The sequence below is a fragment of the Streptomyces sp. NPDC050418 genome (genome assembly GCF_044458745.1).
GTDB lineage: Bacteria > Actinomycetota > Actinomycetes > Streptomycetales > Streptomycetaceae > Streptomyces.
Window position 1 is genome coordinate 82,038 of record NZ_JBITIG010000015.1, and the last position, 13,523, is coordinate 95,560.

The following is a 13,523-nucleotide window of genomic DNA, read 5'->3' on the forward strand; positions in this document are numbered from 1 at the left end:
TCCATGGCGGGACCCGTCCTGGAAATGCGCTCGATCGTCAAGACCTTCCCCGGCGTCAAGGCGCTCTCGGACGTCACACTGACCGTCCGGCAGGGCGAGGTCCACGCCATCTGCGGGGAGAACGGCGCCGGCAAGTCGACCCTGATGAAGGTCCTCTCCGGCGTCCACCCGCACGGCAGTTACTCCGGTGACGTCCTCTTCGAGGGCGAGTCCTGCCGGTTCAAGGACATCAGGGCGAGCGAGCAGCACGGCATCGTGATCATCCACCAGGAGCTCGCCCTGGTGCCGTATCTCTCGATCGCCGAGAACATCTTCCTCGGCAACGAGCACGCCCGGCGCGGCGTCATCGACTGGACCGAGACGCTCCGGCACGCCACGGAGCTGCTCGCGCGGGTCGGGCTCCGCGACCACCCGGACACCCGGGTCGCCGACATCGGTGTCGGCAAGCAGCAGCTCGTGGAGATCGCGAAGGCCCTGGCGAAGAAGGTGAAGCTGCTCATCCTTGATGAGCCGACCGCCGCACTCAACGACGAGGACAGCGGCAAACTCCTCGATCTGATCCTGGAGTTGAAGAAGCAGGGCATCACCTCGATCATCATCTCGCACAAGCTCAACGAGATCCGCAGGGTCGCCGACTCGGTGACCATCCTGCGCGACGGCCGCACCATCGAGACGCTGGACGTACGGTCCGAGGGCACCACCGAGGACCGGATCATCAGCGGGATGGTCGGCCGCGACCTGGAGCACCGCTTCCCCGAACGCACCCCGCACGAGCCGGAGGAGGGCCGGGCGCCCGCCCTGGAGATCCGCGGCTGGACGGTACGGCACCCGATCGACCACCAGCGCAAGGTGGTCGATGACGTGTCCCTGGCGGTGCGGCGCGGGGAGATCGTCGGGATCGCGGGCCTGATGGGCGCGGGCCGCACCGAGCTCGCGATGAGCGTGTTCGGGCGGACCTACGGCCGCTACGCGGGCGGCACGGTCCTCAAGGACGGTACGGAGATCCGTACGAAATCGGTGCCCGAGGCGGTCGCGCACGGCATCGCGTACGTCACCGAGGACCGCAAGCACTACGGCCTCAACCTCATCGACACCATCCACCGCAACATCTCGCTGAGCGCGCTGAGGAAGGTCGCGCGACGCGGTGTGGTCGACGAACACGAGGAGCGGCGGCTCGCCGAGGGCTTCCGTTCCACCATGAACATCAAGGCACCGACGGTCTTCGAGCCCGTGGGGAAGCTGTCCGGCGGCAACCAGCAGAAGGTCGTCCTCAGCAAGTGGATCCTCGCCGGTCCCGACGTGCTGATCCTCGACGAGCCGACGCGCGGGATCGATGTCGGCGCCAAGTACGAGATCTACACGGTGATCGACCGGCTCGCAGCCGAGGGCAAGGCCGTCGTCTTCATCTCCTCCGAACTGCCGGAGCTGCTCGGCATGTGCGACCGCATCTACACGATGGCCGCCGGCCGGCTCACGGGCGAGTTCACCCGGGCCGATGCCTCGCAGGAGGCGCTGATGCGCCGGATGACCAAGGACGAAGGGCTCATGGCCAAGGACGAAGAGGGAGCACGATGAGTACGGAAGCGACCACCGAGCGGGAGGCCCCCGCGCCGTCCGGTGCGGTCGAGGACGCGGGTCTGCTGCGTCTGGTCCTGGACGGGCTGCGCCGCAACCTGCGCCAGTACGGGATGCTGATCGCGCTCGGTCTGATCGTGGTCCTGTTCGCCGTGTGGACCGAAGGCGATCTGCTGCTGCCGCGCAACGTCTCCAACCTGGTGCTGCAGAACAGCTACATCCTGATCCTCGCGATCGGCATGATGCTGGTGATCATCGCGGGCCATATCGACCTGTCCGTCGGCTCGTTGACGGCGTTCGTCGGGTCGATGGCCGCGGTGTTCATGGTGAACCACGACATGCCGTGGCCGCTCGCGGTCGTGCTGTGCCTCGCCATGGGCGCGGTGGCGGGTGCGGCGCAGGGCTTCTTCATCGCGTACGGCGGGATACCGTCCTTCATCGTCACGCTCGCGGGCATGCTGATCTTCCGCGGGCTCACCGAGATCTTCCTGGCGGGCCAGACCCTCGGCCCGTTCCCCCAGGGCCTGCAGAAGGTCGCGAACGGCTTCCTGCCGGAGGCGGGACCGGACACCAACTACCACAACCTGACGCTCCTCCTCGGTCTCGCGATGATCGCCTTCGTGGTGCTCCAGGAGGTCCGCGACCGCCGCCGCCAGCAGGAGTTCACCCTCGACGTACCGCCCTTGAAGCTCTTCCTGCTCAAGCTGGCGGCCCTGAGCGCGGCCATCCTCACGCTGACCATGCTGCTCGCCAGTTACAAGGGCGCCCCGTACGTCCTGCTGATCCTCGGCGCGCTGCTGGTCGGCTTCGGGTACGTGATGCGCAACGCGATCATCGGCCGCCACATCTACGCGATCGGCGGCAACCTCCCGGCGGCGAAGCTGTCGGGCGTGCGCGACAAGAAGGTCACGTTCCTCGTCTTCCTCAACATGGGCATGCTGGCCGCGCTCGCGGGCCTTGTCTTCGCCGCCCGCTTCAACGCGGCCTCCCCCAAGGCGGGCCTCAACTTCGAACTGGAGGCCATCGCCGCCTCGTTCATCGGCGGCGCCTCGATGAGCGGCGGCGTGGGCACGGTCCTCGGCGCGATCATCGGCGGCCTGGTCCTCGGCGTCCTCAACAACGGCATGAACCTGGTCGGCGTCGGCACGGACTGGCAGCAGGTGATCAAGGGGCTCGTGCTGCTCGCGGCGGTCGGGTTCGATGTGTGGAACAAGCGGCGGGTGGGGTCCTGATCCTGCCGGTACGCGTCAGGGGCCTTCGGGCCCGATGACGAAGAGCCCCGCCGGGTCCCACCGGCGGGGCTCTTGTGGTGCGGGCACGGGTGCCTGCACGGAGGCGCGGGCCCAAGGGCCGTGCCTACTTGTAGGTGATGTCCCCAGCCGTGAACTTGCAGTACGTGCCGTCCGGTCCGACGCCCGTCCTGACCGGCTCGTCACCGTTGTCGTTGCCGGTGAAGCGGGCGCAGGTCTCCATCTTCCGGCTGCTGTCGCCGTGGATACGGACGTTGCGCAGCGCGGCCGTGTCACCGTAGTTCGTGTTGATGCCGACGACCGACTTGCCCGGCGCGGTGAGGTCCACGTCGTTGATGATGATGGTGCGCTTGTACTGCGTGGAGCAGTTGCCGCACGAGCCGACCAGCTTGCCGAAGTCCGTGACCTGGAACTTCGAGACCACCAGCTTGCCGGCACCGTTGAACTGCAGCACCTTGTCGGAGGCCTTGCGCGCGCCGCCGCCGTACACCTTGTAGACGGACGAGGCGGACTTGCCCTTGAAGCTGGCGGCGTCCTCGCCGACGTCCTCCCACCAGACGTTCTGGATCGTGCAACTGCCCAGGCAGTGCACGCCGTCGGCGGCGGGTGAGCCGATGATTACGTTCTTCAGTACGGCGCCGTCGGCGAGCTGGAAGACCGGGTCCTGGCCTTCTTCCTGACCGCCGCCGCCGAGCGCGCCACTGCCGTAGTGGCGCTTGAGCCCGCCGTCGTACGTGCCCGTCACCTTGACCGTGCTCGACACGGCCTTGCTGCCCTTCGCCTCGGGCCAGGTGGAGGCCGCGCCGGCCGGTGAGAGCAGGATGTTGGTGGCGATGCCCGCGCCGGTCAGGGCGAGTGCGGCGGAAGCCGCGGCGATGGCGCGGCCGCGGGTGAGTTTCCGCTTGTGTCGGCTCATGCGTTCCGTTCCCTAGGTGTGGGGGCGTTGGCCTTGTGTCGGCCATACGACTGGTGGTTGCCGCCGGCCGGGAACGGGTTGCCGTGGTCGGGAGAATTTTTCGGCGCCTGGTTCACGCGGACGCTTCTACTCGAAGTCGCCCTTCCATTCGGCCTGTTCGTCCGCCGCACTCACGCGCACGGTGTACGTGTCCTCGCCGGCGTCGCGTCCGCCGTCGTCGTGGTGGTACTGGGCCGCGAAGACATGCTCGCCCGCCGGGACCGTGCGGCCCGGCTTGAGGGTCCAGCGGTAGACGAGGCCGCCGTCCCGGCCCGCGCGCACGCCGAGGTCGAAGTCCCCGGCGGGCAGGGAGCGCCAACTCCCTGTGTCGTCCGGGTGGTTCGCACCGGAGAGGCGGACCTCGACGGTGAGGGCGGTCAGGTCCTTCTTCGGCTTGACGGTGATGTTGCTCTGGCTCCAGTACGGCTTGCTGCCGGGGTCGACCGAGCCGTCGGCCCACAGGAGACGGTCCGCGGGCACCGTGCGTGGCGTGGTGCGGGCGGGAGTGTCCGGTGCCGTGGCCACGGTCTGCTCGCCGGCCGGTGCGGGACCGCCGCGTACCGCGGAGGCCACCCCGTAGCCGCCGAGCGCGACGGCGGAGGCGACCGCGGCGGTGGCGCCGGCGACGCGCAGCCAGGAAGCGGCGGGACGGCCCGGCAGTGGGCGGACCGGCGGACGGTGCGGTGTGCGGACCGAGGGTCCGGCGGGGTCCGCCGCCATGCCCCGCTGCACCCGGGCGAGCATCCGCTCGCGGTCGGGCCGGTGGGACCCGGCGGCCTCACGCAGGCGTGCGCGCAGTTCCTCGTCGCCCTGGTGGTTGTGCGACGCGTTCATGAGTTCCTGCCTGCCGTGTCCGCGACCGTCATCCGGATGCCGCGCAGCGTCTCTTCGCGCCCGAGCGCCCGCTGCAGCTCCGCCATCCCCTTGGATGTCTGACTCTTCACCGTACCGACCGAGACACCGAGAGCCTGGGCCACGTCCTTCTCCGAGAGGTCGAAGGCGTGCCGCAGCACCACACAGGCACGCTTGCGGAAGGGCAGGAGGCGCAGCGCTTCCTGCACATCGACGACGGCCGGTATGTCGGGGTCCTCGCGTCCTTCGCCCTGTCCGGACCAGAACAGCGTGACGCGACGCCGTTCGCGCACGGCGCTGCGGATCCGGCTGCGGGCCATGTTGGCGACGACACCGCGGGCGTACGCGGCCGGGTGGTCGGCGCCGCGGACGCGGTCCCAGCGGTGCCACAGGGCGAGCAGGGCGTCCGCGGCGAGGTCGTCGGCGCCGTCCGCGTCACCGGTCAGCAGATAGGCGAGACGCGAGAGCTGGGCGTAGTGATCCTCGAAGAACGCATGGAACTCCGCTGCCGCGCCGATCGGTTCTGCCACGCTCTCTCCGCGCCTCGGGGCCGGTGCACCCACCGGCCGTCCGGCCCCCGCCATCCGTCACGGCGTCCGAAATCCCGGACGCCGTATGTGATTCCGAACGCGCAACGCTAGAGCCGGTCCCCCGGAGGGTCAACCCGCGACCGGCCCCGTGCTGGCCCGCACCGTCAGTTCCGGGGCGAGCAGGCGGACGCCTTCCTCGCCGCGGCCGTCCAGCGCGGCGACGACCTGTTCCACCGCGCGGCGGCCCATCTCGCGCGCGGGGATCGTCACGGACGTCAGGCGTACGGAGGCCTGCAGGGCCACCTGGTCCGGGCAGATCGCGATCACCGAGACGTCCTCGGGCACCGCGCGGCCCTGCCGGCGCAGCAGCGCCAGCAGGGGTTCCACTGCGGACTCGTTCTGCACGACCACGGCGCTGGTGCCGGGGCGTTCGTCGAGGATGCGGGCGAGGGTGGCGGCGACGGCGTCGTAACCGCCTTCGCTTGCCCGGTGAAGGAGCCGGACGCCCAGCTCCAAGGCCCGGGCGCGCAGACCGTCGAGCGTGCGCAGCGCGAAACCCGTGTGCCGTTCGTGGACGCCGGGCGGCTCGCCGATGACCGCGATGTCGCGGTGCCCGAGGCCGGCGAGATGCTCGACGCACAGCGCTCCGGCCGCCTCGAAGTCGAGGTCCACACAGGCGAGTCCGGCGGGCTCGGCGGGCAGCCCGATGAGCACGGCGGGCAGTTCGCCGCGGCGCAGCAACGGCAGGCGGGCGTCGTCGAGTTCGACGTCCATGAGGATCATGGCGTCGGCGAGCCCGCTCCCGGTGACCCGCCGGACGGCCGCCTCGCCCTCCTCGCCGGTCAGGAGCAGCACGTCGTAGCCGTGGGTGCGCGCGGTGGTCGCGACCGCGAGGGCGATCTCCATCATCACCGGCACGTACATGTCCGTACGCAGCGGCACCATCAGCGCGATCACATGGGACCTGCTGCTGGCGAGGGCCCTGGCACCGGCGTTGGGGTGGTAGCCGAGCTCCGCAATACTGCGCTCGACGCGTACGCGCGTGGAGTGCGAGATCGAGCGCTTCCCGCTGAGGACGTAGCTGACCGTGCTGGCCGAGACCCCCGCGTGCTGAGCGACCTCGGCGACGGTGACCATGCGGGGCTCCTGGACTTCCGGTGGCGGTGCGCCGGCGGAGTCGCACAGCCCTCTTCGTAGGACGGAACGACCCTATGCGCACGCCACCGGACGGTCCAGGCTGCCCCCGGCTCACCAGGTCAGCACAGCTTCCCCGCCCCGGCCCCCTTCCCCACCAGCACCGGAACCGCCCGCGCCGAGTCCACCCGGGCGCGCAGGGCCGGAGTCCAGCCCGCCCCCTCGCGCAGCGCTTCCTCCGGGAACTCCGCGTTGTGGACCGCGATCAGGTCGGTGCGCGCGCCGTTGACAAGGTTCCCTTCCGCCGTGACGGGTGCGTCCTTCCACTTCTTCAGGATGCGGCCCGCGCTCACCGACGGCGGCAGTGTGAACGCGTTCTTCTCGGCGACCAGTTGGGAGTCCTGCCCTATTCCGAGGGCGTAGACGTAGGGCTGGTCCTCGGTGACGACGTAGTGGTTGTTGTACGTGTCCACCTGGCCGAACCGCACCCTCGGGGCGCGCTCCACGATCGATTCGAAGCGGTTGTGGTGCAGCGTGACCTTGAGCTTTCCGGCATCGGTGGACCCCGCGCTGTCGCTGTTGCCGATCATCAGGGTCTTGTCGTGGTCGCGGAAGACGTTCCACGAAGCGGTGACGTGGTTCGCGCCACGCACGATGTCGAGCAGGCCGTCGTGCTGCTGGTAGATCTCGCCGTAGTACGAGGGGAGCGTGGCGTCGGGGTAGCGGCCGTCGCCGAAGGTGTTGTGGTCGAGCCAGACGTGTGTGGAGCCGTACACGACGACCGCGTCGTACTCGGAGTTCCAGGCGCCCGTCGCGCCGTCCGTCGGGTCCCACTGAGGGAAGCAGTCGAGCGGGGCCTCGAAGGTGAGGTTGCGGACGATGACGTTGTCGACGTCCTTGATCTGGAGGCTGGCCCCGTTGACGGCCGCGTTCCGGCCCTCGCCGATGATCGTGGTGTTGGCGGGCACCTGCACGGTGATCGCCTCGGCCTGGCGGGCGGCGGACGCGGCCCGCAGGTCCTCCTGGGGCCCGCTCACCGGGCGGTCGTGGCCCCAGACCGCCGGGTCGTAGTCGGCCAGGTACTGGTCGAAGCGGTAGCCGTCGGCCTCGAAGGCCGCGCAGCCGGCCGCGGTGGCGTCGAGGACGCCGCGCACCTTGATGATCTTCGGCGCGTCGCCGGACTCCTCCAGGACGGTACGGAACTGCGCCCAGGTGGAGACGGTGTACACGCGCTCGGCGCCGGCCGCCGCGCCACCCGTCGTGCCCGGACCCTCCGACGCCCAGCCGTCGTCGGCGCCGAGGGTCTGGCGGGCGGGGTCCTTCGGGGCGGGCTTCGCGTGCGCGGCGGCGGGCGTCGCGAGCAGCGCGAGCAGGGTGCAGGCGGCGAGGGCCGCGACCGCCTTCCGTCGGGCGGGGTGATGGTGGGTCACTTCGCCCGTTCCTTCCACTCGGCCTGCGCCGCGTTCAGCTGCTCGGCGAGCGTGTCGAGGAAGTCCTTCGCAGACATCTTGCCGAGCAGGACCTTCTGGAAGTTCGGCTCGTTGTCGGCCTTGGAGATGGTGTTCCAGTCGGGCAGGTAGTAGGGCAGCTGCACGATCTTGAGCTCGGAGGAGCCGAGGGCCTCGGCGGCCAGCTTGGTCGCCTCGGCCTCCTGCACCCAGCTGTCCGCGGCGGCCTCACTGTTGGCGGGGATGGCGCCGGCCGACTCGTTCCACTTGCTGTTGGACTCGTGGCCGACGGCGAACTCGATGAACTTCCAGGCCGCCGTCTTGTTCTTGCTCGACTTGAACACGGCGAGCCCGTCCACCGGGTTGGACACCTGGACCCGGGTGCCGTCCGCCGTCGTCGGGTTGGGGATGCCGCGGAACTTGCCCTCAAGGGACTTCAGGTGGTCCTGGTACGAGCCCAGATTGTGGCTCAGCATGCCGATCTCGCCGCTGTCCCACTGGGCGACCATCTTCTTGAAGTCGTTGTTGACGTCGGCCGACGGGGTGGTCTTCTTGAACAGGCCGACGTACTTCTCCAGGGCCTCGACGTTCTTCGGGTCGTTGACGGTCGTCTTGTCGCCGTCCCAGAACGACGTGATGCCGGACTGGCCGTACGAGGCGTCGAGCGCCTGCGCGATGGAGCCCTCGCCGCCGCGGATGGTGTAGCCGAACTTGTTCTTCTTCGCGTCGGTGAGCTTCTCGGCGGCCTCGTAGAACTTGGGCCAGGTGGCCGGTTCCTCCAGACCCGCCGCCTCGAACAGGTCGGTGCGGTACCACAGGGTGCCGTTGTTCGCCGAGGTCGGGATCGTGTAGAGCGTCTCGTCACCGCCGCCGGCGGCCCGCACACTGGCCACCATGTTCGGGTTGAGCTTGTCCTTGAGCGCACTGGCGTCGAAGCGCTTGTCCAGCGGCTCCACGACACCCTGGGCGGCGAAGCCGGAGAGCATCGCGGTGCCCATGCCGCCCACGTCGGGCAGACCGCCGCCCTGGGCCGCGGTGTCGTACTTGGACTGGACGCTCTCGGCGGGGATGCCCTCGTAGCGGACCGTGATGTCCGGGTTGGCCTTCTCGAAATCGGCGATGATCTCCTTCCAGACGTCGGTACGGACACCGCCGTTGTTGTCCCAGAAGACGATCTCGCCCTTCCCGGACCCCTCGTCGCCCTTGTCCCCGCCGCTGCCGCTGCCGTCGTCACCGCAGGCCGTGGCGGTCAGCGCGAGGGTGGTGGTCAGGGCGAGGGCGGCGAACATGCGGCCCTTGCCTCGTACATGGCTCATCATTGCGGCTCCTTCGAGAGCGTGATGTTGCGTCAGATTTCTTTGCTGATACGGAACTTCGTGAACAGCGCCGAGCCCGCCTGCCCGCCTTGACCGGGCCGACCGGGCGCGGCCGCGAACAGGCCGAGCAGCGCGCCGACCCACCGCCACGGGGTGGCCGCGAACACCGGACCGGCGCTCACGAACCCGTCCCCCGTGTCGGCCGCGAACCGGCAGCGGGCCCCGGGGCCCACCTCGATCCGCAGCCGAGCGCGGCCGCCCGGCGCGGGCATCGGCTCGGCGGCGTCGCGTTCGCGGTCCGCGACGGTCTCGGCGAAGCGGTGCACGAGCCGTACGTCTCCGTCCGCCGTACGCTCCAGGCCGATCCAGCGGTACGCGTCACCGAGGACGGTCAAACCGGCCTTGGCGCCCGGCACTTGGGCGTCAAGGGCCAGCTCCACCTCGACGGTGCACGCCGATGCGGGCAGGCGCTGGGTGAGGATGTGCGGCGCCGTGCGCAGATCGTGTGCGTGCTCCCCTCGTACGCAGGTCAGCCGCAGTCCGTCGGCGGTGTGCTGCGGAGCCCAGCCGTCGCGGGGGTTGGCGGTCCACTGCCACTGGCGGCCGAACCTGCCGCCCGGGAAGTCGTCGTCCGTGGCGGGCTCGCAGGGCAGTTGCGCGGGCAGGTCGGGCATGGCGTGTTCGCGCACGGGGGTGCCGTCCGCGCCCATGACGGGCCAGCCGTCCTCGTCCCAGCGCATCGGCTGCAGATGGACGAGCCGACCGTACGCGCCCTGCTCCTGGAAGTGCAGGAACCAGTCCTCGCCCTCCGCCGTGCGCACCCAGCCGCCCTGGTGGGGACCGTTGATGTCGCTGTCGCCCTGTTCCAGCACGATGCGTTCCTCGTACGGGCCGAAGAACTCCCGTGAGCGCAGGGCACCTTGCCAGCCCGTCGTCACACCTCCGGCCGGCGCGAAGATCCAGTACCAGCCGTCGTGGCGATAGAGCTTGGGGCCTTCGAGGGTGAACCAGCCGGGGATCCGGTCGGCGTCGACGATCACCTTGCCCTCGTCCAGGAGTCCGGTGGCGTCGCCGCGCATCCGGTGGCCGGTCAGCCGGTTCTTGATGCCGGAGCGTGAGCGGGCCCAGGCGTGCACGAGGTATGCCTCTCCGCTTTCCTCGTCCCACAGCGGACAGGGGTCGATGAGCCCCTTGCCCGCCTTGAGCAGGTGCGGGGTGCTCCAAGGGCCCCTGACCGAGGGCGCGTTCACCTGGTAGATGCCGTGGTCGGGGTCGCCCCAGAAGATCCAGAACCGGTCGTCGTGGTACCGCAGGGAGGGCGCCCAGACCCCGCAGTCGTGCCGGGGCACGGTGAACTCGGCCGCGGGCTCCAGGCGTTCGAGGGCGTGCCCGATCAGGGTCCAGTTGACCAGGTCGCGGGAGTGGAGCAGGGGCAGTCCCGGGACCCGGCCGAAGCTTGACGCGGTGAGGTAGAAGTCCTCGCCGACGCGGATCACGTCGGGGTCGGACCAGTCGGCGGCGAGGACGGGGTTGCGGTAGGTGGCTGCCTGACCGTGCCCTGTGCCCGCAGTCGTCCCGTCCTGGGCGTTCATGCGGTCACCGCCTTCCGCACCAAGGCACCGGCGGCCGCCCGGTCGAGGCGTCCGTCGGCGACCACCGTGACGAGGCGCCGTACGACCGTGTCGTCCGCCGCGAGCCGCAGACGCTCGGCGGCCGCGAGGGAGGAGCCGACCCCGGGGTACTCGGTGGTGCGCACGAACCACGGGTCGCGGCGGGTGCGTTCGGTGACGCCCGCGAAGGCCAGCGTCCAGCGCGTGCCGACGAGGGCCACCCAGTCGGTGCGCCGCCCGTGCACCGCGTCCTCGCCGTCACCGTGCTCGGTGAGCACCGCGGGGGCGGTGGCCTCCTTGGGGGCGCGCCAGAAGAACCCGCCGTAACCCGCGCCCGGACGGCCGTTGGTGGCGGGACTGCCGATCGACAGCGCGGCGCCGGTGGCGTTGGTCAGGGCGAAGGTGAAGTCCAGCGCCCAGGCGCTGTCGGTCAGCTGGACCGGGGTGACGGTGCGGCGCTCCCTGAGCAGCTCGCGCCCCTTGGCACGCCACACCAGTTCCTCGACGAATCCGTCGGCGCCGGACAGCGCGAAGGCGAGATGGTGCTGGGTGCCGTGGTTGTCGAGGGCGGTGGGGCCCTGGTCGCGGACGAAGGTGCGACCGCCCCAGAAGTTGTGGCCCTCGACGTCGGGTACGGCGACACCGACGCCGAGATGGTGCGGGTGGTCGGCGGGCCGGACCTCGGTGACGGAGGCGCCGCCCAGGGTGGTGACCTCGTGGAAGTACGGACGCGGGGACAGGTTCGCGGGCAGCTCGGGCCGCGCGGTGTAGCGGGCCACCGGGCGCCCTGTGCAGTGCAGGGTCAAGGTGTCGGTCATCGGGCGCTCGTCCCTTCCGGGAGCTCGCAGGCCCACGGCGCCCTCAGTTCGGAGTACAGGGCGAGGGTGTCGGCCGCGGCCGCCACCATCGCGTCGATGCCGGGCACGATCCGGCGGGGTGCGTCCGGTGCGTGGCGCCAGGCGCGTTCGGGGAGCGGGGCGGGGTCGGGTGCTTGGCGGATGGCCTCGACCACGCGCATGAACGCGCCCGTCGCGGCAGGCGGAACCAACAGATCCGCCCCTGTGGTGAGGTGTGCCACCAGGTTTGCCAGGAGGTCGGTCCGGCCGTACGCGGACTCCTCGGGACCGTGCCCGGACCGCTGCAGAAGCACCCGGTCCTGCTTGTACCAGAACGTGATCCGGCCCGACGCGCCATGGATCAGGACATACGGCTCGTCCGGCTGCTCGGCGCACAGCGTCGCGGCGACGGTGATCCGCCGGCCATGGGTGCCGGTGAGGCGCACGCAGGAGGTGTCGTCGGCCTCGATGTCGTTGGCGTGGAACAGCTCGGTCTCGATGCCGCTCACGTCGTCGGCGTGCGTCGTGCCGTCCAGCGCTAGGGCCGTGGCGACGGCGTGCGCCAGGGGGTTGGTGAGGACGCCGTCGACGACGTCCACCCCGTTCAAACGCCGTCGCCCGGCCCAGGGAGCCCGCCGGTAGTACTCCTCGTCGCGCGCCCAGGCACCGGCCGCGCCCACCCCGACGACCTCGCCGATCTGTCCGGCGTCCACCATCGCGCGGATCGCGGGCAGGGCACCGGAGCCCAGCGACTGGAACCCGATCTGGCAGGCGGTCCGTGCCCGCTCCACGGCGCCGGCGATCCGGGTGAACTCCGCCCACGAGGGCGCGGGCGGCTTCTCCAGGAGCAGATGGACGCCGCGTTCGGCGGCGGCGCAGGCGAGTGCGGCGTGTGTGGGGATCGGCGTGCACACCACGGCGACACGGGCTTCGGTGGCGTCGAGCAGCGCGGCGAAGTCCGCCGACTGGGCCACCCCTTGGCCCATGTGCGCGGCGGCGAGCTCGTTCCGGGACAGCGGTGTCAGCTCACAGATCCCCACCAGCCGTACGAGACCGGCGCGTTGCAGCCGCCGTATGTTCGCCAGGTGCCAACCACCGTGACCGCGCGCACCGGCGAGCACCACGGGTACGGGCGTCCCGCTCATCCCTTCACCGCCCCCGCACTGAATCCGGTGATCAGCCACTTCTGGATGAACGCGAAGACGATGACCACGGGGACGGCGGCGATGATGCCGCCCGCCGCGAGCGCGCCGAGGTCCACGCTGTCCGCGCTCATCAGGGTGTTGAGGCCGACGGGGATGGTCTGCAGGTCCTGGTTGGACAGGAACATCAGGGCGAACAGGAAGTGGTTCCAGCTGTGCACGAAGGCGAAGGAGCCCACCGCGATCAGACCGGGGCGCAGCAGCGGAAGGACCACCGCGCAGAAGGCGCGGAAGCGGGAGCAGCCGTCCACCCAGGCGGCCTCCTCCAGGGAGACCGGCACGTTCTTGATGAAGTTGCTGATCAGGATGATCGACAGGGGCAGCTGGAACACCGTCTCGGCGATGATCACGCTGCCCAGGGAGTTGATCATCTGCAGGTTGGCGAAGATCTCGAACAGCGGCACCAGCATCAGCGCGCCCGGCACGAACTGCGAGCACAGCAGCGCCAGCATGAACCCGCGCTTGATCCGGAAGTCGAAGCGGGCCAGGGCGTAGCCGCCGGCCAGGGCGACGAGCGTGGTCATGACGAGGGTGGCCACGCCCACGAGCACGCTGTTCTGGAAGTACGTGCCGAAGGCACGCTCCGTCCAGACCTTGTCGAAGTGCTCGAAGGTCATCGGCCAGGGCACCAGCGACGTGGAGCCAGCCGGGCGCAGGGCGAACAGCAGGATCCAGTAGAAGGGGATGAGGGTGAAGAGGAGGTAGATACCGAGCGGAAGATAGATCTGCCAGCGCGGCACCTCGTCCCAGGCCCGGCGGCGCCGCCCGGTCCGCCGCGGCACCTCGTCCATCGGCGCCGCACGAGGTGAGGGGAC

At 70.3% G+C, this 13,523-nt stretch carries 12 protein-coding genes; 2 read left to right on the forward strand and 10 right to left on the reverse strand.

Going from position 1 to position 13,523, the window contains the following annotated elements; all coding sequences use genetic code 11:
* Positions 1-3 precede the first annotated feature (3 nt).
* Both mmsA and mmsB read left to right on the forward strand, forming a co-directional pair.
* Positions 4-1,575: a multiple monosaccharide ABC transporter ATP-binding protein gene (gene mmsA / locus ACIBI4_RS30770; protein ID WP_399207435.1), complete on the forward strand. Its 1,572-nt coding sequence runs from the start codon at positions 4-6 to the stop codon at positions 1,573-1,575.
* Positions 1,572-2,807: a multiple monosaccharide ABC transporter permease gene (gene mmsB / locus ACIBI4_RS30775; protein WP_399207436.1), complete on the forward strand. Its 1,236-nt coding sequence runs from the start codon at positions 1,572-1,574 to the stop codon at positions 2,805-2,807. Before mmsA ends, mmsB begins: the two co-directional genes overlap by 4 nt.
* 124 nt (positions 2,808-2,931) lie before the next feature.
* Here mmsB and ACIBI4_RS30780 read toward each other — a convergent pair whose 3' ends face one another.
* The 10 genes from ACIBI4_RS30780 to ACIBI4_RS30825 all read right to left on the reverse strand — a co-directional run bounded on the left by ACIBI4_RS30780 (position 2,932) and on the right by ACIBI4_RS30825 (position 13,499).
* Entirely contained in the window at positions 2,932-3,741 is an 810-nt protein-coding gene (locus tag ACIBI4_RS30780) for a pectate lyase (RefSeq protein WP_399207437.1), read from the reverse strand.
* Between the two features lie 126 nt (positions 3,742-3,867).
* Positions 3,868-4,614, reverse strand: coding sequence for a hypothetical protein (locus ACIBI4_RS30785; RefSeq protein ID WP_399207439.1), 747 nt, complete (start codon positions 4,612-4,614; stop codon positions 3,868-3,870).
* Positions 4,611-5,162 (reverse strand): SigE family RNA polymerase sigma factor, encoded by a 552-nt coding sequence (locus ACIBI4_RS30790; protein WP_399207440.1) that lies wholly within the window; start codon positions 5,160-5,162, stop codon positions 4,611-4,613. The genes ACIBI4_RS30785 and ACIBI4_RS30790 overlap by 4 nt, the downstream gene beginning before the upstream one ends.
* Before the next feature lie 129 nt (positions 5,163-5,291).
* Positions 5,292-6,299 carry a LacI family DNA-binding transcriptional regulator gene (locus tag ACIBI4_RS30795; protein WP_399207441.1) on the reverse strand — a complete coding sequence of 336 codons (1,008 nt, stop codon included), beginning with the start codon at positions 6,297-6,299 and terminating at the stop codon, positions 5,292-5,294.
* A gap of 119 nt (positions 6,300-6,418) precedes the next feature.
* The gene (locus ACIBI4_RS30800) at positions 6,419-7,726 is read right to left on the reverse strand and encodes a polysaccharide lyase family 1 protein (protein WP_399207442.1); all 1,308 of its coding nucleotides are present in this window, start codon (positions 7,724-7,726) and stop codon (positions 6,419-6,421) included.
* Positions 7,723-9,060: an ABC transporter substrate-binding protein gene (locus ACIBI4_RS30805; protein ID WP_399207443.1), complete on the reverse strand. Its 1,338-nt coding sequence runs from the start codon at positions 9,058-9,060 to the stop codon at positions 7,723-7,725. The genes ACIBI4_RS30800 and ACIBI4_RS30805 overlap by 4 nt, the downstream gene beginning before the upstream one ends.
* Before the next feature lie 32 nt (positions 9,061-9,092).
* Entirely contained in the window at positions 9,093-10,652 is a 1,560-nt protein-coding gene (locus ACIBI4_RS30810) for a glycoside hydrolase 43 family protein (protein ID WP_399207444.1), read from the reverse strand.
* On the reverse strand, positions 10,649-11,488 hold the full coding sequence (locus tag ACIBI4_RS30815; protein ID WP_399207445.1) for a PmoA family protein: 840 nt from the start codon (positions 11,486-11,488) through the stop codon (positions 10,649-10,651). Before ACIBI4_RS30815 ends, ACIBI4_RS30810 begins: the two co-directional genes overlap by 4 nt.
* Positions 11,485-12,651: a Gfo/Idh/MocA family protein gene (locus tag ACIBI4_RS30820; RefSeq protein ID WP_399207447.1), complete on the reverse strand. Its 1,167-nt coding sequence runs from the start codon at positions 12,649-12,651 to the stop codon at positions 11,485-11,487. The genes ACIBI4_RS30815 and ACIBI4_RS30820 overlap by 4 nt, the downstream gene beginning before the upstream one ends.
* Entirely contained in the window at positions 12,648-13,499 is an 852-nt protein-coding gene (locus ACIBI4_RS30825) for a carbohydrate ABC transporter permease (RefSeq protein WP_399207585.1), read from the reverse strand. The genes ACIBI4_RS30820 and ACIBI4_RS30825 overlap by 4 nt, the downstream gene beginning before the upstream one ends.
* Positions 13,500-13,523: the final 24 nt, after the last annotated feature.

Bases quoted from the DNA above. Each gene is read 5' to 3' on its own strand.
- ACIBI4_RS30795 (WP_399207441.1), bottom strand. From the start codon at position 6,299: ATGGTCACCGTCGCCGAGGTCGCTCAGCACGCGGGGGTCTCGGCCAGC.
- mmsA (WP_399207435.1), top strand. From the start codon at position 4: ATGGCGGGACCCGTCCTGGAAATGCGCTCGATCGTCAAGACCTTCCCC.
- ACIBI4_RS30785 (WP_399207439.1), bottom strand. From the start codon at position 4,614: ATGAACGCGTCGCACAACCACCAGGGCGACGAGGAACTGCGCGCACGC.
- ACIBI4_RS30815 (WP_399207445.1), bottom strand. From the start codon at position 11,488: ATGACCGACACCTTGACCCTGCACTGCACAGGGCGCCCGGTGGCCCGC.
- ACIBI4_RS30825 (WP_399207585.1), bottom strand. From the start codon at position 13,499: ATGGACGAGGTGCCGCGGCGGACCGGGCGGCGCCGCCGGGCCTGGGAC.
- ACIBI4_RS30805 (WP_399207443.1), bottom strand. From the start codon at position 9,060: ATGAGCCATGTACGAGGCAAGGGCCGCATGTTCGCCGCCCTCGCCCTG.
- mmsB (WP_399207436.1), top strand. From the start codon at position 1,572: ATGAGTACGGAAGCGACCACCGAGCGGGAGGCCCCCGCGCCGTCCGGT.
- ACIBI4_RS30810 (WP_399207444.1), bottom strand. From the start codon at position 10,652: ATGAACGCCCAGGACGGGACGACTGCGGGCACAGGGCACGGTCAGGCA.
- ACIBI4_RS30780 (WP_399207437.1), bottom strand. From the start codon at position 3,741: ATGAGCCGACACAAGCGGAAACTCACCCGCGGCCGCGCCATCGCCGCG.
- ACIBI4_RS30820 (WP_399207447.1), bottom strand. From the start codon at position 12,651: ATGAGCGGGACGCCCGTACCCGTGGTGCTCGCCGGTGCGCGCGGTCAC.